Below are 18,624 nucleotides of genomic sequence, written 5' to 3'. Positions count from 1 at the left end.
GAGGTGAGAGCCACCAGCGTGTGGTCAAGGCATTCAGCAAATATGGTCCTATTTAATGATTGAGTGCGCTGTAACGGCATCACTGGATATTTTCAGGTCGAATTTTGACCGGCTACCAGGAGCCTGTAAGTTACGGGAATCACTTTTGTCGAAAAGTACAAAATTGACGCCACCTTCATGCTGCACAGAGCGAAAGGAAATCCCGTCGAAGGCCTGCTGCTCATTGTAGCGAATGAGCTCTGCCAGAGCCTGCGTCACTACGTAATGCGTATCGCGAAGCTCTACAGGTCGAGCTATTTCATCATGCAGGTACTGCAGTAAAATTCGATGATCATTACGCTTTTGATAGTCAGGACTGAACAGGCTCAGCGGGGAATACATAAGCTGGTCACTGAGCGCGGTGAAGTCAAAGATCGTGAGTGGTGAAGTAGAGGTAAAATGCCCCACCACCACGGTCGCACCCAAGGACGGTTGGACTTCTTCAATGCAGGTTCCGATTTCCTGCGACATATACAGGAGGGAAACTCCAGCAGCGCTCATCCGGTTGCTTTTTGCATGCTCTGTGGGCGGGGCACCTAACTCATCAGCCGGATTCGTTTTAAAGAATTGGACTTCCGTTTCATCTTTCGCGATCCGAGCACGATAGAAGCTTGTGCCAGAAGGGAGCCTTTTAATGACGGCTGGAGATCCCGGACGCTCAGCACTTTTTGCATTGAGCGCCTCAAAAATCAGGGACCCAAAGAATTCTCGTGCGTTGTCATTGAAGAAGCGACGGCCGTGACGCAGTTCGTCGGCGATCTGATTCCATTCACCCACAACCCACCAACGCTCATGCTCCTCCGAATCGAAAGGGCTGGGTGCAAAACAGTATTCTTGCCCAGGGCAGTAAAATTCATCTTCAGTAGCTCGGGAGTTAACCATCTCCTTCGCAATCACTTCGCATGTAAACGTGTTGTCGCATCGAATAGCAATACTTACAACCTTTGCCAAGGTCAATGCGTACCCTGGGTGAAGGTCATAATCGATGATGAAGTACTTTGGCAAATGCTTGCGTATGAATTTTGCAATACGGCGAGGCGGGAGAGCATTTCTTGTGAGCCGACTACATGCCGTGCAGATTACCTCTGATACCCGCAAGGGCTTGAGCTCTTTTAGCATAGGATCACCAAGGCATTCTTGGCAGATAAACACCGTATCGTCGTCTTCCATTTCCCAAAGTCCCAACTGCGGTCTGCGGTTCATTCGCGAGTGCATATAGTTGTCACTGTTTGATTTCGGATTTGCTTTTCAAGAAGGATATTTCGTCATCGTATGACAAGCCTGAATGAGCGGCCATCAGGACGCGCAGCACTGCGAAATTTCGCTTTACTGTTGTACCTTTGAGCATGGGCTCTGAATGATTACGAGGACGGGATAGCGGTTAGTCAGATGTGACATGCACCGACTAACCTACACCATGAGAGCAGCACAAAAATTCTCACCCAGGGTCAGCAGGCAACTCAAATACATGCTCAGCGCCGAACCACGCGGTGATCTGAGCTAGCGCTGCCTGGCTCAGCAGTTGAGTGAAAAGCAGAGCCAAACGGACCTTGGGACGAGAGCACGCAACGTAGAAGAGATTCCGATTGCTTTCGAATTTTTCACGCCTGTTCGCCGGTGGCCCCGGCTGAAACCACTCGAGCATTTCAGCAAAATTATATTGGTTCCAGCCGCGGCCCAGCACAACGATCACGTTTTCGAATTCCGCTCCCTTTACCCCGTGTTTTGTCGCGAACGGCGTATGCCCATCAATGAATTGGTCTAGCGCTATCAGCTCCGAGTAAGGAACTTCCCTTAGCTTTCGAAGCTGAGTAATCCTGCGTGGCTCGTCCTCACCTGGTTCAACACCGGCGGCCTGTAACCCTTGCTCATTTCGTAGCACCGCATTGGGGAGTGGCATCTGCGGTACGGCTATAATGTGGTCAATCACCTCGCCGATGGTTCCCGTCAACCTCAGTTCGAGGAGCGTATCCATTGCCTCAGTCCAAGCGACTTTGTCGCTGTGCCTTCGAATCGTTGGCCGATCACTTGCCAGGTGCCCAAACATGGCGCCGTATCTACGCTGTTGATATGCGACACATGCTGGCTCAAGCTGATCTGCAAGATACTTGATGTGCGGATCTTCCTTCTTCAGCCACGGATCGTTGAACTGTCCAAAAATTGGAGGGATTGAGGAGTACCCCTGCTCACGAGCAATACCTTTGTGGTTCAAAATCAGAATCTTGGTCTTCTGGGGAGAGAGGTCCCATCCTTCGACGTTTAGCTGAGCTTTCAAGCATTCGAAGTAAGCACGAGCTGCTTCAGGACTGGTGTCGCCAGTCCAATGCCCACCCCCGATTCCTGTGCGCCTTGTTCCAGGCCAGCGATTGGTATGGAACACCCGGGCTTCACCAATCAAGTCCGGATCTCTTACCTCCTGATGCAAACCTGGTCGCATCTGATTCAACACATCGACAATCCGTGATGCTGAGCGAAAATTCGCATTTTTTTCGATCGGCTGGAGTGCCTCATGCTCTACCAGGCCGCAGCCCTCATCGTAAATTTTTTGCCAATGGTCACCAAATAGACCAATCATCGGCCCCTCACCGCGATCTAGAAACCACGATTTCAGTGCTCCGACAAAGTGTTCATCCGTGTCCTGATACTCGTCGACAAACAGGATCGGATATCGGGCGGTCAACACGGCCCTGAACTTCGAAGACGGAAGCGCCTGAACCATCAAGGTCAGGACATCTTCATGCCGAATCGAGACCTCGTCCTCGGATACGCGTGGAACACCCATTTCGTAATGGATGCGCCTATTGCCTACACCACCAACCGTTTCAAGGCGCTCTCGCCAAAAAGATTCAGCACCAAGGAATTCTCTCAGTGATGTTTGAAAATCTCTGAGCAATGACCAGCAGAAACCATGCACAGTCTCGGCTCGAATCGCAGGGTGCGCCTGGAACCGAGAGATGATCTCGTTTTTTGCCACATTGGTGTAAGTGATACACGCGACTTGCTGACGCTCCCGGATCAATGCCTGACCTCTGCGCTCAATCAATAGGCTCAGAGCCTTCTCCAGTGAGTACGTCTTACCAGCTCCAGCACCTGCTTCCAGGCGAAAGCTTTGACCTTCTTCTAAACAGGCGAACATACGTTCCAACGCTTCCCGCCCGGCTCTGTCCGCGGGACTTTCGTGATTGTTAGGCATCGCCTTGCTCCCCTTCAGCGGCCACTGCCTCGCCAGCAGCTTCAACCACTGCGGCCATGGCCCGAGCAGCCATTTGGGCATCGACGACCGGCGCCCCAACTGCGAGCCAACGCAGTCCCTCAGCAATGTATTTAGGTACGCTCCAGTTCGTATCATCGATCGCGTAGTTCAATGCGAAGGCTGACTTTTTCTGATCTGCTGCGTGCTCGTAAGCTAGGGATGCAACATCACCCTGCCCCAGCTCGAATCGATTAAGGTTCGCCAGGATAAATGCGTCCTCAAAGCTTCTGCCTGAGGGCCCTGGCTCAACCCCTTCCGGAACTTGGTAGGCGAGACGCGTTAACCCTCTGGTCTTCTCTGCTGGTGTTTTCGCCAGCAGTTGGGCAGGAGTGACTTCGGCCTCAAACCAGTCTTTGAGGCAGGCATTGCTCGTGTACAGCCCCTCCGCAACAGGACAGGCTTTTCGTTTTCTATCTGCGTTCGGCTTAACGGAATCAATGTCAGTCACGATCAGCGTACGCAGTTCCAAAAAAGTAAGCAGGTCATGGAACCGGTGTGCATACGCGCCGCCAACTTCCATAACCGTCAAATACTGACTTGCCAGCAGAGGCTCACCGACCGCCGCCGCGTCAGTTTTGGCGATCATGGTTGGCAGCAGCAAGCGTTCTGATGTCCCCTCGATCAAGATGGCTTTATCTGCAAAGAATAGGTCGCAGCGGGTGAGCGTCAGGTACTGATATAGAAAATCTCTGTCCGGTGCGGGAGCCCCGCCCATCCCCTGCCTCAGGTCTTTGATCTTGGACTGCCGGATCCCGTTTTCGTCGATCACCGAGAGAAAGTAACGCATGGTTTCGAAGCGCGCTTCGTTGGCCATGTGTGGAGAGTGGGTGGAAATTACAAACTGCACTGGCCAAGGACGGCTGTCATTCAGCTGCTGCTCAAACGCTCCCTTGATCAGATGCAATTGTCGGATGAAGACCTCTTGCATTTGCGGATGCAAATGAGCTTCAGGCTCTTCGATGAAGATGAGGTGTACGGCTGCTGCTGCCGGCGTAGCTTGGAACTCCCTGAAGAATTTCAATAATTGCAGAAGTATGTACACCAGGTTGCGGACGCCGAGTCCATTGTAGCTTTCCGGGAGGGTTAGGCCGTTTACACCCCGGTATCTAACCTGCGTGTGGTCTTTAAGCAGGCGCTCGACATCGAAGGTCGTCACCGTGGTAAGGCCTGGGTCATCTAACCCTGGGTAGCCGAAAAGCTCGAACGTAGGGAGCAGCGAAGTCAGTCCCGCGTTGAAACCGTCATGCAATTCCTTTTGAATTTTCTCCACCGCTCCATGGAGCTGTTCGGCTGTGGTTCGTTTCTCGGGATCTGTGGGGTCAGTCAATGCCGATTGGAACAGCACCTCCACCACCTTCCCAAGAACATCGCGCTCTCGGTGTGTATCGTCATCTAGGCCCCGTTGCGCATTGATGAATCCGCCGCGGATCAACGTAGTGAGTGATTTTAGGTCGAGGTCCTTTCGGTTCGTAGGATCGTTGGGGTCAACCGCTTCCAGACGGGGCTCGTAGGCCGCCACCAAACGTTTCTTGATCAGGCTGAAGAAGCTAGGACGTTGATCCTCCTGCTCAGCGTCGGGGACATTCATTTCCGCGAAAAGCGACTCAAGGCCTGTCGCACGCGGTCCATACGTCAAGACGAGGCGCGCGCAAGAACAATCTGGATCTAGGTCTACTATGCATTCGCTGAGCGGCCCCAAGTCTGGAGCATCTACGTCATAGGAAATGTCCAATGTGACCCTGACAACGGGAAGCATGGCAGCAACGTCGGAGCGAGCTATTCCGCCGTGAAACGCATTGAATGCCGTCCAAAACTCTTCGTGACTCCCCAGGGAGAAATCCTCAAGCCTAAATGAGGGAGTACGGTCCGAAAGGAGCCGGCGGAACACCTCAGCGATGGAGGTTTTGCCGCAGTTGTTGCGTCCTACGATCAGCGTCGTGCCGTCTTCTAGGCCAAGGCCGACGTTCTGAAGCAGTCTGAAATTTTGAATCTCAACGCGCTCGATCTGCATGATGTCCCTACCGTGAAATCGTATGGCCATCACTGTAGATGCTGAATTGGATTAGTCAATGACGGGGCAATTTTCCTCAAAGCACTTGCTGTCCGCGACCGATAGGTTTGGCTCGATAGTGGTCAGACGCGACCGGCCGCTTTCGGGCCAGAGTGTGTAAAAACGCTTCGCCAAAATTAAAGTGTGCGCGTCTACGTTAAATCTGGAATTTATCGGCACGTCGACAGATGTGGACTTCGCGTAGGAGCGTGATTTTCAGTTCGATTTTGAGTACCTGTCGCGCTCAAAAACGCTTTTACACAGCCTCGGCCAAAAGCGGACATTCTGCCTGCAGCGTTTTTCACGGTAGCTGCCCCCATCTGGCTACGGGAGGCGAATTCATATCGAATAATGAACTCGCCACCGGATCTACTCCGTGTATGACGTCTTCTGACTCCAAGAATAGCGGCATTCAATAGCCACATGCGGTCTACGATTGAGCGCGCGAAGCAGGCTGATAGACGTGAGCACGCTTGTGAATATGCTCATCGTTCGCGAAGTACTCGACTTCTATTGCCAGGTTATGGAAGCTGCGCTCTCCCCACATGAGCCATACCAGCGATTTTCCGGATTGTGACAAATAGCTATCAAGAAGGTCACGACGCAGATAGCTGAAGGAACCACTTATCTTCGAATCATACTCGCCGACCTCGCGATACAGGGATGCGATGCCTGAAGGATCATGCAAGTCGAACACGTTGCCAAGATACCTGAGACTCAAAGCCTCGCAGATTAGTTTAGATGGAATAATTGCACCGCCAGCCTGGTTTTCCACACTGTGGTGACTCTCCCAGCTGTACTTCTGAACCGGGATGTCAACCGCAATCCCATTGCTTGAACCTATCTCTGCGGACACCATGTCTTCGTCAGGGCCGCGCCCTTGCTCATCAGCGACAGGCAATCCTGGAATCGATGGGAAAGGCATCTCACCAGCATAGGTGTAGTGGTGCTCTGGCATATTCGGAATGCGGTAATTGCCGGGATACACCAGACCATCGAACAACTTGAGAAGGCGTTCAACTTCTCCGCTGTCCACGAGCACACCTCGGAGAAAGGTAATGAACTGCCGGTAATCGGTGGGAGCTTTTTCTTGGAGGAACCCGTCAAGTACGATCCACGGCCCACTCAGGCCATCAATCTCCGCGATCTCAAGAATACCTTTATAGTCTGGTGCCGGCCCTTTCACTATCCAGTCGCCAGTACTCGTGGGCTGTTCGCTGAACAAGTCTGGGAGCTTCAGATCAATGCTCGTAGCATCGCGTGGGAAGGAAGGATCAATGTCCGCATCTGAGGGGCGAGTGCTGCGCTCCTCAGCAAGGAGGCCCTGTGCGTACCGGACACCCCACATCTCGAAGTAAGCGATCCAGCCGTACTTCTTCCCGTACCTGTCGACCTTGTGCTTGTCACTTCCCATACGAGGGCCGGAGTTCATTTGCAGGTCAACAGATTCGAACTGCTCGGGGTCATAGCCAAGCACCAGCATTCGCGAAACGATCGTTGGCAGCACCAGCTGATACTCTGGGTTGCGGTCGTCGTAGTTCGACCGACCTGGAATCAGTGTCCCAATCGTGTAGTTGCCGAAGTCCATTCCAATCGCCGCGCGCTTCGCACGTTCGATCACCGCCGGGGCGTACTGCGGCATGTTCGCAAACGGACTTGTCAGATGACTAAACGGTGGAAGGAGATGAGTTGCCTCGTCCTCAGACAAGCAAGCCGGATCTACCATCCTTGCGATGGCAATGGTTCCTAGACAGTACTGCTGATAGAGAGCATGCCAAGTAGGATGCGTCGCGCTAGGCGCGAACATCGCTCGATAAATCTCACGAGCGAGTCTAGGAAGTGCCTCACGCATCTCAACAGCATTGATATCCGACCAAGTGGTCAGAGCCGCACCGTAGACCGCGGCGAACATCCGCTCGGGAACGTATGGGTCTGAAACGACAGTTGACTCCACCGCCAGCCGGAAAAACTCTCCCGGCCGCTTTACTGCGAATTCGTACAGGGTCTTGGTGGCCACGTCGCGCAGGCTTCTGGACGTTGACGTCAACGTCCACATAACCCAGCGCGCCCGCCGAATCTCTCGCTCGTCTAGGACACCCGACTTCCATCTGACAGACAGGAATTTGAGGTCGTTTTCAACTTCCTCAGTTTTCTCGCGAACCCACTCCGACCAGACAAGATCACGCTGCGTATTGGGCATGGCCAAGAGCACGCCGTGCGAAAAGTCCATGTCAAAAGGATGCGCTCGCGCTGCCCTGGTGCTCCGAAGTCTCGTGAAAGCAATATGTGCGAACTGTCTCGACTCTTGCATTGCGCGCGCGAACCGTTCTACCGTTTCCCGTCCGATGTGCTTTGGGTCTGATTGCGCCGTCAGTAACAGAGCGTTCATGACGAGGTTCTCGTCCGACAAATCTTGCCAAAGCTGACGCCTGCCAACGCGTTGCGGATACAGGCCAACCAGAGCCCGGAACACGTCAAAGGCGAAAGTATGTGACCCAGGCTCACCGAATTGGAAGTGAGCGCGTCCTTCATCGCTTCGCAGCCACAGCGCCAAGTCCGGCCTTTCAAGCAGGTGGCGTGCCATCATATGACCAGCCATCAGATCGTAAGAAAATGCAATTCTTTGGCCGCCTTCTTCAGAAGTCGTTCGAACGAGGACACCTTCGGATTCCAGCGCGCGAATGATGCTGGCATCCCAGCCCATGTCTCGAACTGCCGTCCGAGTAGCATTGAACTCCAGGCTTCTCGCATTGCCCTCCCAGAGGAGGCTCGCGATCTTCAGCAAAGCATCTTGCACCTCCTCCTGATAGATGCGATGTGCCGTCGGTAAAAGCTCAGCGACTCGTGCGGCAACCTTATTGAAGTGCTCTTCGAATAGGCTTGCAAGAGAACTGGGCAGTGCCTCCACCCCGACCGGGTGCTGGCGACGAGGATTCGCCACCTCGCAGAAGATTCTCAGCGTCAACGGGTGCTGCAAGAACTCGATTGGCAGATCCGCATCGGTGGCGTCGATCTTGTAGTACTCGAAGTACCTGTCGATGGCCGCCTGCGGGTCTTCTTGGAATCCGTTGTGCTCAACTTGAGGAAAGTCCTCCGGCAGGCACATCTGCGCGAACTCATTGCGTAGAGTGACTACCAGTAGAACATACGGAAAGTCCTCCAGAAGCTCTTCTGCTCTGGCGAGTTCATCTCTCCAGTTTCTTGGGTCTTCTGCCTCATTCAGACCGTCGATGACAATTGGGATGCGCTTACCCGCGCGCTGACCCGCCGCATCAACGGCCTCAACCAGCCGGTCAAAGCTCTCCGCTGGCCTGCCAGAAATCTTGAAGGCAGACACAAGATCGTCAAGCCCCTGGCCTGCATGAAGATTCTTGCCCAGCAGCAAGACACCACCGGGGAGGTCTCCGTCTGGCTGCGTCACCTTGACGGCAAGCTCGGATTTTCCTTCACCCGCAGCTGCAAGCACGGCGACGGCTCGGACGCCGATCGACCTCTTCAGACTGAGCAGCGCCGAAGAAACTGCATGGATATCCGCGACGAGATTCGCGGTTAACGGAGCTCCACCTGTACGAGCCCCACGCAACTTCGATAGAAGCCTGTCATAACGCACCGGTTGCGGCGGGTTCGCCGCCAGCATTTGATGTACAGAGTCGAAGTTGCCCTTGCCGAGCGCTGTGTAAAGGTCATCTAGCAGGCCAGCCAATCCGACGGATCGAGCCAAGAGCGAGTCGACTTCGGCCTTGAGTTCGACTTTGAGGTGCCCCGTGAGCGAAGCGATTTCCGTGCAATTCATCTTGAGGGCACTTGAGAGTTTCTCCAGTGAGTCCCACGCCCCCTGGCTGCCCAGATGCCTGTGCACCTTCTGTTCTGCTCTAACGACAACATGAACTTCATTTTGGTATCGGCGCTTGAATGGAGCTGCAGCGAGCCTATGCTGCTCAGCAAGTAGCACAGGCGACAGAACGAGCTCGCCGAAGTAGGCTTCTCGAAGTAGTGCTCCCGGCCCCACTAGGAGGTCTTCGATGTCCGTTGCCGTCAGCAGCTCTAACTTCAACTCGGGGAAGTGGTCTTTCTCAAGTGCGAAGAACCACTCTTGGTCCCCCTTTGTCAGCGTGTGGTGCGTCCAAAGCTTCCAATCGGTCACACCGGGGACATGCTTGCGCGTCTTCTCCATGCCCTCGATGATCTTTTGTTTGCGCGTGGCCCCCAAGTCTTGTCCGTTTGCCAGCTCATACCATTTGCATTGCCAGCCAATCCAGCGCGGCGGCGCTCCCAGATCACAAGACTCCGTCAGCTGAAGATGAAACTCCACGCCAGGCTGGTTTGCGAGTTGCTTGAAGCGACCGTAGCGACCGTAGTGTCGGCGCACCAGAGAGCGGCAAAGCTTCTCGAAGTTTTCGTCCGGAGCTCCAGATAGCTCGCTGAATACATCCCAATTTGCTACAGGCATCGGCGTTTTCCCTGTCAGCTGGCATCGGCAGAATCGGATGGGTAATCGTGCGCAGAAAAGACCTCGACCTTAGCACCAGCCTCAATAAAGAGTTTCACGAAAGCTGATACCTCCGCCTCGTCAGTCGTGACAGTGATTCTATCGCCTTCACGCGAGAGGTGATGATCGGATACCAACTGGCCGAGATCAGCCGGCCCTAAAGTGTTAAGGTTCAGACTGCACAGCAGCGAGAGCATGTTATCTGAAAATCTCTGATTCTCAGGTTTAGCAAAAGGGATCGAGTGGCTGTCGTCTTTAGCAGCCTGAGCGCTAAGCCTGTCAATGTCCTTCTCGACCTTCTCGGCGTCTTGCGCTCGCTTGAATTTGCCGATGAGAACCAGGTTCATCGAATGCTCAGACCCGTATCCGTTCCAAATCTTCATGATTGCGTCTCTCCTGGGACCTCGAGGGTATTTCTGAGTCGCTTAAGCGCTGACAGAACGCCTGGGTCTCCAATCTTCGCGCCGGCGGGCGAGTAAGAACTCGCGCGAAGCATGCCGGACGCATCTATGTGCGCATAGGCCTGAAGGCCTCGTTCGTCGGGGAGTGGGTCGCAGGTAGGCAGTCCTGACGCCCCCGCCTCACTGACCGCAAGTCGAACCTTGCCTCCGTAGCTGGAGACCCAGTCCTGTAGGGCTCGGCCGACCATTTCATCCATGCTTGCGACCGCGGTTGTTGCTTGCTGAGGAAGCAACAGCAATTCGCTAGCTCCAACTTTTTGCGCGAGCTCACTCATCGCGTCAAGCTCTTCAACCGTGCGCTCGTTGACCACAACGTTGAGCCCAAAGGGCGACAAGCTCGCAATCGACTCCATGCCTCTGAGCAGGCTGGAAAACTGCTTCCCGCGCTGTTCTTCATAGGTCCGACCGACCCCGTCGACGCTAATGCGTGCGAAGTGGATCGCGCCCTTGAGGCGCTCGACCAGCTGTGGCGTCAGGCGATGACCGTGAGTCGTGAATGTAACCGCGAGCTGAGTCTCCCCCGAAGCCCGTTTGCATATGTCGACGAAGTCAGGATGCAGCGTGGGCTCGCCGCCGCCAAATCCGACGCCGAGCCCCCCCTCAGCATCCAGTTCTTTCAACCAGCCGAGCACCTGATCAGTATGCAGCGACGCCTTGTGCTTCGGCGCGTAGCAGTACGCGCAGTGAAGGTCGCAGACATTAGTGAGTGCAATGGATACCTGGCGGGGGGACGTTGACCAAACCGCCTCTTCCGGGCGCAGCTCGTCCAGCAGGAGATTCAGACCTGAAATTCGGTCGAAAAGATGCACCCCGTTTGGGCCGATTCTGGATTTCATAAGGCATTATCACCGAAAGCAGTTCTACCTTAAATGGGCTATCTAACGTGTCGATGCGCTCTAGGCAGCTCTTGGTGCAATCGGCTGCTAAGCGCCTTACTATAAGTCAGCGCTACAGCCCATGTTCTGCCGATTCGAGAGCCCAGCTCTCCATGATCACTGATTGATCACAGAGAACTTATATGAGGCCATTTGCACCGTGCGATCAAATGCTTCGGCCGATCCGTGGCCAGGGCATTGCGGAGTAGCAACTACCGCTTTTCTTACCGGTATTCGCCGTCGCGTCGCTAACGCGAGTGGCTACTTTTGGCAGTTTTTTGCCGGTCAAGGCCACCCAGCGTAGTGGTCAAATCCGATTCAAACGACTGGTCAAGTCGAATGTAAATGGGTGGTCAACTGACGGAGCTGAAACCATCAAGCTACCTTTCGGTGAGCAAGTCATCACCTTGAAATGGCCTGCCTCTGATCCTGAAGGTTTTGTCCGTTTCGTCCGCGAGCGGCTCCAGTGATCCGTATCGAAGCCATCTGGCTCGCTACCGAGCCGATGGACATGCGTGCCGGCACCGAAACGGCATTAGCCCGAGTGATTACGAAGCCGAACTGCCCTTACGTTCGTAGACGTCCGCCCAACGCACCTTGCGTAAGTCAGGCGGGCATTCATTGATGCGGTAGCAACTGCACGAACTCACTGGCCCGCGGTGTCGGCAACCGTGTCAGTACATCCTTGAGAGAGGCATACGGACAATGCCCATTCATGTGTGCCGACAAGATCAAACCCATGATTGCCGCAGTTCGTTTACTGTAGTGGGCACCCCTCATCAATGTGGTGCACCGCGTACCTGACGTCGCACCACCAGTTGAATACAAAACGACTCGATTCCGAGGCTACGAATCAGTAAGTCGGTATCTTCCCGTATCTACTTTCGACATGAGTTTCTTCGCACAGAGGCTACCAATTGCGCGTCCAGCAAGCGCCTCGTAGGAGCATTCTAATTCACTAAGTACGAAGATCTCACTCAGCCACTGCACCACCTCGACTTTGGTAGCCACGCTCGCATTACGGCGCATCCGGTACTCAATAACTGCAGTGGCGATGAAAAGATCGGGGAGTTCATCAATCGCATGCAAATACTCATTCTCGCTAGGGAATTGAAAATCCCGAATAAGCGCAGCAGCGTTGAACATCGAACTGCCTCGCGCCGTCGAGCGGTCGGTACCCAAAACCGCTGCTTGCAAAGCTATTTGGGAAATGCTCTCGTCATCTAATGGCGAAGAGACGCAGGTTAAGCATCTATCAAACTTGTCATTTGGCGTCATCGTCTCGCATTCGTTGCAAAGCCGGAGCCAGCCCTCCGTTAGCTCATTACGTACAGGGTCGATGCCGACGATACGGGTACCGGTGGTCAATGAGATCATCCATCCCCATAGCTGAACTCCGCGATTGCTCCACCTGATACCGCCTTCATACACCCATCGCCGCCACTTACTAGCGTAAGCGAACCCTTCGCCGAAGACCTCGTGCCTTCCTACCAACCCTGCGTATCTATGCACTCGGTTTACGATGAAGCGAGGCTCTGCTTCGAGAGCATCCTGTTCGATAATTGGTACGCGATCCATCTTGTCCAAAAGCTTGCGCAAGAAGTCTGACTTCACACCTCGAACCCCCACTAGCAACTCGATCGGCACGATGATGTGTGCTCGCGTCGTGGCCCGCCCAAGCGCACAAGCCAACGTGGTGTCATCCATATCAAACCCCGCGACAACGATGACGACAGGCGCTTCCATACCTCGATAAGCTGAGATCGTGGAGCTTGGAAGATCGATTCCCGCAAGCGACAAGGAATACTGGCCGAGCACGATCACGTCGTGCTTGCTCACACCGTCCTTCACGAGGCTTGCCATCATAAACCGGAGAGTTTTAGAAACGTCTCTGCTGATCTTCCTACCCAAATCCTCACCCGTAACGGGGCGAGGGCAATTCACCTCATGCCGCGGTTGCCGCATTTCGAGCATGGTCTGAGTGATACCACCAGGATTTCGATAGACTGTAGAGAGATAGAAGAACCGCTCGCCGTAGGTTTCCTCCAAAAATTTATAGGTACTGCCCCGCTCAATACCTGGAAGGACTTGTAGCTCATCGGCAAAAACGAATCTTCGAGCCTTAGAGAAGTGCTCACGCAGGGCCAGGTGATCGGCTTCATTTAGCGCCTGTGCTTCATCAACGATTAGGACGTCATATTGTCGATCCACCATCCCATGAAGGGCTTTGTGGTGATCGTCGTAATTCGGCTCACCGACAGCAATTTCCCTTTTGATCGTATTGAGGGATTCACAATAGGAATGGAACGTTTGAACCACGATCGCCCGGCCAAGATGGCTCAATTGGGCGGATACTTTTTGAGTAATCTGTCGATTCTTGAGCAGAAAGATTACTTTCAGGTTGAGCTCCGCAAACTGCTCGGCAAGAGATCGCGCGATAAGTGTCTTGCCGCTTCCTGAGAAACCAGCGATCAATCTACTCCGTGAGCCAACGCATAAGGCCACCTGATTAGCTTGTCTATCATCCAATCTCAGCCACAACTCGCCGTCCGCCACAATCTTGCGGCCCAGAGCTCCATCTCGCACTTCTCGCGGCCAAACAGTTTCAAGAAAATGCTCAATTTCCAGCTTAAAGTTGTCATTGCTCCCGTAATTCAATGCGGACTTCCAGTGCATCATCAATTGCTTGATTCGCAAGGGGATGTCCCGACTATGCTTGTGCAGGATCAAAATGCCATCGCTAAGCGGGCGGTCGAGCGGAACGTAAGCACTGGCGATTTGATTGCTATCGAGATCGAAGTCTGGGAAGTGGACTGCGTAACCGACGGGACACTTCATCTGCCACGACTTGAGCATCTTGTGCAGTACGAAAGTGTTATCCCTGACCTGACTCAGAGGGTCTATTTCGTATCCTTGGCGCTCGTGAACGAATCGAACCCCCGAAGGCCTGTACAGTCCAGACTTTGTTTCGACACAAAGCATGCCCAAATCCGCATGCAAGATCACGAAATCGATCTCACCTGACAAATGATTCCTTGCCTGGGAGACGCTTAGATACTCCTGCAATTCCGGCGAGTAAACTCGCTTGGTTCTACCCCTCAGCCAAGGTAGAGAATGGATTACGGTGAACTCGTCATCCAACGCCGCCAGCGCTTGCAAAAGCGTGTACTCGCCTTCGCTGCGAAACTCTGCCTGATCGAGTGCTGGGAAGAACCTTGCCATGGTTAGAATTCAAGCGCCTCTGAAGGATGAGCCTGCAAGCATACGGCGCTAGAAAGGTCTTAGCCTAGCCAGGGCCTGAAGGACTAGTACTCAAAAATTGTTTCCTCAGGCGATCTCACTGTCGAGGTGAATCGCAGAGCGCACCCAACAACAACCGGTGAAAATCCAGTACTGGTAATGGTTCATACGGTAGGAGCTTGAGTCAGTGAGATTTCAGTAACTGGGTCAATCCTCTGCGGGTGATTACACCTCATGAGAAAAACCAAGCATACGAGGCTGTCCGGGTCTAGTTCGAACCGCAAATATCCGAATATATCCGGCTGACTATAATTTATAGCTACGAGGATATATTAGGTATAAATCAGCTGGATGCGACCATCGAATCACGTGCCCTAGCCCTCTCGGAGTACTAGGCAATCATAACTGTGTGGAGTACGGGCATTAGCCACGCATCTCGACAGCGATGTTGAAGCGCTGTCGAGATATTGTGTTTACCAATTGAGCGCAATCGCGTTAGCTCCATTTCTGCCAATGAACTGGGATGGTTCGCCGACCTTGACTTCTCCCCGTGCATTAAGACGAAAACTCGATGTCATCAACACGCAAGCTTTGATTGCACGGGTGATACCCACGTAGTGCAGATTTAGGCATTGGATTTCATCCTGAAAAATGACCTGACCAAATGTACCCGGCGGATACTGACGCGTCGGGATCACGTGATCGTAGAGATCAGTATGAAAAACCAGGTCGAATTCCAGCCCTTTGGCTTTATGCAACGTCATGATCTGAATAGCGGCATCATCGGGCCTTTGAAACCATCGGAGTTTGTCGGCATCCCCACAAATGACTCCAAGCTCCATTGCACCATCTGCTGATGGCTGATGTCCCAGCAGGCATGTGGCAGCATCCACCACGGCCTGAACCAGGTGGCATTCAAGACAAGACCTACAACTCAGTATTGATCTACGAGCTGCCCGCCGTTCGTGGGTGGCTAGCTTGGGCAAATTCGCTCGATCAATCAACGCCTCGGCAGTCATCTGAGGGTCGTAACGCAGCCGCAGTAAGTTCGAGAAAAGGCTCGCCTCAGCAGCCAGCGTAGCCTCGAAAGGGCTCTCCTCAACGACGCGGTGGGTAAGTTCCAGGGTCTCAGCAATCAAACGTGCAGAGTGCTGATGCCGACACAAAATTGCGACCTTGTCGGCCGAAGCTACTTGATAGTACTGCATGAGGTGGGGAATAGCGGTTTTCAACCAAGCCCCAACCGCTCGCTGGTTACCTTCGACTGTTTTGATGAGCACCCGCATATCGTTCGTCGGAGCGATGGGATGGTTCGGATCAAGCAATCGAAGTGCAAAATCGTTGATGGACGGGTGGCTGCGAAAGTTTGTGGTGATGGCAAAGCGCGCAAAGCCGCTGCCCTGCGCCGTTAGCTCATGCAGGTACCTAGGGTCCTTGTGCGCGAACCCATAAATCGACTGATCGCTATCCCCCACTGCAACAGCCATTAGCCCCAGAGCCTTGAGCTTCAAAAACAAATGATGCTGGAAATGTCCGCTGTCCTGATATTCGTCAATGTAAACCGCGCGATACCGTGCAGTGAGATATTTCTGACAAGCCGGAGACTGTTCGACTATGTAGCGAGCAAGCATGCTCACAGCTTCCAGCGGGACGAACCCCTGCACCAATGCCTCATGCAGAAAAGGCAGGAAATCGGCTGTGTTGGCAAAAGTCGCATCCTGAATCGGAATTGCCGGCAACATTCGCGTCGCCGACTCAGGCAGTTCCCGGAGCTTTGCCGTCTTTAAATTAGTGGCGACAGGCATCAACTGCCGCGCGAACGGAAAGAGGATCTCGCGCAGGCAGAAGTCATCGATCGTGCCGAAAAACGAGCTCTTCACGTCAAAAGCGTTGGCTTTGCACCTGCGCTCCAGCTCATCGCTTGCTTTGTTCGTGAACGAGATGGCGATGATGCCTTGATAGGGACGCAGCTCTGATACAAGGTTGCGAACCTTGCGGGAAAGGACGCTGGTTTTACCACTACCGGGACGTGCCACAACAACCATGTCGCCCACAAACTCAATGGCTTGCTCTTGTTCCGGGCTAGGCTTGAAGATGGTCATCACAAGGCCTGCTCTGCAGCGTTTATGCAATACATCAGTGGCTTCAACAAATGCCCTTGCAATGGTGCGATAAGTCGAGACCCGCAGTACTCAACGAATTCCTGCATACGGATAGCCTTCTTGCCTTGAAGGTATGTAATAGCTTGAGGCAGTGCATAGCCTTTAAAGCCTGCCAGTAAAGCCGGTAGCTCAATGGCGATGTCGTTCTCTAGATCGATTTGCGAGAGAAAGATACCAAAGGGGGCGACAGCGGCACTCACCATTTGCCAATTGCCATCGGCTAAGCAGACCGCGTGATCATATGGCACTGGCCGGTGTAGCTGGGGAGGCAATCCTGCTAAAGAAAGGGCACGGTTGATACCCGCCACATGGCGATGTACCACCTGCGCTCCCTGAGGACCTAGCGAGATATTGGAGATGTCATTGTCGGTCCGCATGGCCCATGGGATTTCCAGAGCGTCCAACACGCGTTTATAAACTTGAAATGCAACGCCATCGACGGACAAAAGCGATACGTTGCGGTGATCAAGATCGATTTGATGAGCTCGTGCCAGTGCGGAATAAAACAGCATTTCGGACGGCCCCTCGACCAGCATTACCGCCGAGGCAAAAAACGCTTCCGCAGGAAGGATACTGATTCGGTAACCAAGTCCTGTCCATGCATTGTCAATGCAGGCAGAGCAACCCTGACTGGCAGCACGGGACGCACCGTTTTCTCGTAGCAGCCTGACGATAGAATCGGGGCGATAGCTGGCGGCGATCTGTGGAGAGTGCGAGGTGACAATAGTCTGGCCGGGAAGCGCACTGATAAGATAGCTCGCCAGCTTGCGCTGCTGATGAGGGTGCAGATGCGCTTCAGGCTCTTCAACGCAATAGATCACTACCTCGCTATTCTGATCGTGCTCAAGCACGCTTTTGGCTTTCCACAAGGCGAGCAAAATCTGGTTGTTACGACCGTCGCCACCTAGCATCACCCGCGAACCGTTGGTGCTTGCCCCCAACTCCAACTGTTCGATGAATTGTTCGATACCGATCGCCCCGGTATCTAGAGACACGTTGTACCCAGCATGATGGTGGGAGAGCGCCTTCAATTCATCGTTTAGATCTTTAGTCGCTTCAGCTACGTAGTGCAGGCTTCTGACCCCATCGTTTACAGACTTCAGTAAGTCATTGAGCGCCTGCAATTTTTTAGTATCGGCCTCTGTCTCTGGCTGGCCGCGGGCGGCCTGAGCGAGGCGCAGCAAATGCCGTTTCTCCGAGCGGATGTATCGCACAAGGTCACGCTGAGAATGGATGTACTTCAGATGCAAGTACTTCAGATAGAACCGACTGGTAATAATCTCTAGTGCATCGGGATCATGGCCGGCAGCGATCTCATAGCGGTAGTCCGGGCTGTAGCCCCGAAACTCAAGGAAAAAACACCCATTGGCACTGACAAGGCCTTTGAGCTGAGAGAGCACGGCATCCTGAGTCACCTCGGAGAAGGCAATTCGGATAGAAAACGAGTCAGCCTGAGTACCGTCTTGAGCGCAGTGGAAGTCATGCGTCGAGGGTTCGATATCGGCGTCCGACAAACTCTTATCCAGCAGAAGCCGCAACGCATGGATCATGTTCGTTTTGCCGACGTCGTTGCTTCCAATCACCAAGCTATTTTTAGCCAGGTTGATGTGAGCGTCAGCAAAGTTTCGGTACCGCTTCAGTTCAACGTAATCAATTTTCATAGGTGTCGGAAAGCTTCCTGCTACCGTTGTTATAGGGCTGTCGACGATTGAATCTGGTTATTTGAGACAGCCACAATCTAGAGCATGTAGTTTGCAAATCATGCTAGCCCGCGACGTATCAAAGAGCCAGCAGTGTGCAGCCGAAAAGACACCTTCCATTTTGGCCATCCCCATTCCTGCAGCCGATCAGTAACCGTCCGGACAACACATGCACGCCGCAAGCTCTTCGACTTGCCGTAAGGGGCCGGCGAACACAACGTCAAAAATCCCAGCATTAAAGGCGATGGTGTCCGCGTATTTTTAAGCGGACGCGATCGCCCTTAATGCTGGAGTTCGGTAGAGACGGTGTCTTGAGTCTGATTGGGAGCGTATAAGGCCAGTGGAAGGAGGGATC

Annotated in this window: 9 protein-coding genes and 1 pseudogene; all 10 read right to left on the bottom strand. The window is 53.5% G+C overall.

Annotated features, from left to right (window positions below):
* Positions 1–48: 48 nt before the first annotated feature.
* The 10 genes and pseudogenes from M2497_RS05690 to M2497_RS05645 all read right to left on the bottom strand — a co-directional run bounded on the left by M2497_RS05690 (position 49) and on the right by M2497_RS05645 (position 18,230).
* On the bottom strand, positions 49–1,209 hold the full coding sequence (locus tag M2497_RS05690) for an RES family NAD+ phosphorylase (RefSeq protein WP_200601124.1): 1,161 nt from the start codon (positions 1,207–1,209) through the stop codon (positions 49–51).
* Positions 1,210–1,477: 268 nt separating this feature from the next.
* Positions 1,478–3,232 (bottom strand): UvrD-helicase domain-containing protein, encoded by a 1,755-nt coding sequence (locus tag M2497_RS05685; protein ID WP_200601122.1) that lies wholly within the window; start codon positions 3,230–3,232, stop codon positions 1,478–1,480.
* Entirely contained in the window at positions 3,225–5,303 is a 2,079-nt protein-coding gene (locus M2497_RS05680) for an ATP-dependent endonuclease (RefSeq protein WP_234451963.1), read from the bottom strand. The genes M2497_RS05685 and M2497_RS05680 overlap by 8 nt, the downstream gene beginning before the upstream one ends.
* 469 nt (positions 5,304–5,772) lie before the next feature.
* The gene (locus M2497_RS05675) at positions 5,773–9,792 is read right to left on the bottom strand and encodes a hypothetical protein (RefSeq protein ID WP_200601120.1); all 4,020 of its coding nucleotides are present in this window, start codon (positions 9,790–9,792) and stop codon (positions 5,773–5,775) included.
* A 14-nt stretch (positions 9,793–9,806) separates the two neighbouring features.
* The gene (locus M2497_RS05670; RefSeq protein ID WP_200601119.1) at positions 9,807–10,214 is read right to left on the bottom strand and encodes a DUF6375 family protein; all 408 of its coding nucleotides are present in this window, start codon (positions 10,212–10,214) and stop codon (positions 9,807–9,809) included.
* Positions 10,211–11,128 (bottom strand): radical SAM protein, encoded by a 918-nt coding sequence (locus tag M2497_RS05665; RefSeq protein WP_200601118.1) that lies wholly within the window; start codon positions 11,126–11,128, stop codon positions 10,211–10,213. The genes M2497_RS05670 and M2497_RS05665 overlap by 4 nt, the downstream gene beginning before the upstream one ends.
* 657 nt (positions 11,129–11,785) lie before the next feature.
* A pseudogene (locus tag M2497_RS05660) lies at positions 11,786–11,941 on the bottom strand (transposase domain-containing protein); the annotation flags it as partial.
* 72 nt (positions 11,942–12,013) lie between these two features.
* Positions 12,014–14,389, bottom strand: coding sequence for an AAA family ATPase (locus M2497_RS05655; RefSeq protein ID WP_248486236.1), 2,376 nt, complete (start codon positions 14,387–14,389; stop codon positions 12,014–12,016).
* 491 nt (positions 14,390–14,880) lie between these two features.
* A complete protein-coding gene (locus M2497_RS05650; RefSeq protein WP_200601115.1) occupies positions 14,881–16,509 on the bottom strand; it encodes an ATP-dependent helicase in 1,629 nt (542 codons plus the stop codon).
* Entirely contained in the window at positions 16,509–18,230 is a 1,722-nt protein-coding gene (locus M2497_RS05645; RefSeq protein ID WP_248486235.1) for an AAA family ATPase, read from the bottom strand. The genes M2497_RS05650 and M2497_RS05645 overlap by 1 nt, the downstream gene beginning before the upstream one ends.
* Between the last annotated feature and the right edge of the window lie 394 nt (positions 18,231–18,624).

It is taken from the genome of Pseudomonas sp. CYM-20-01 (genome assembly GCF_023169845.1).
GTDB classification, from domain to species: Bacteria; Pseudomonadota; Gammaproteobacteria; order Pseudomonadales; family Pseudomonadaceae; genus Aquipseudomonas; species Aquipseudomonas azotoformans.
Note: the sequence above shows the minus strand (reverse complement) of the source record. Positions and strands in the feature narration are given on the sequence as shown.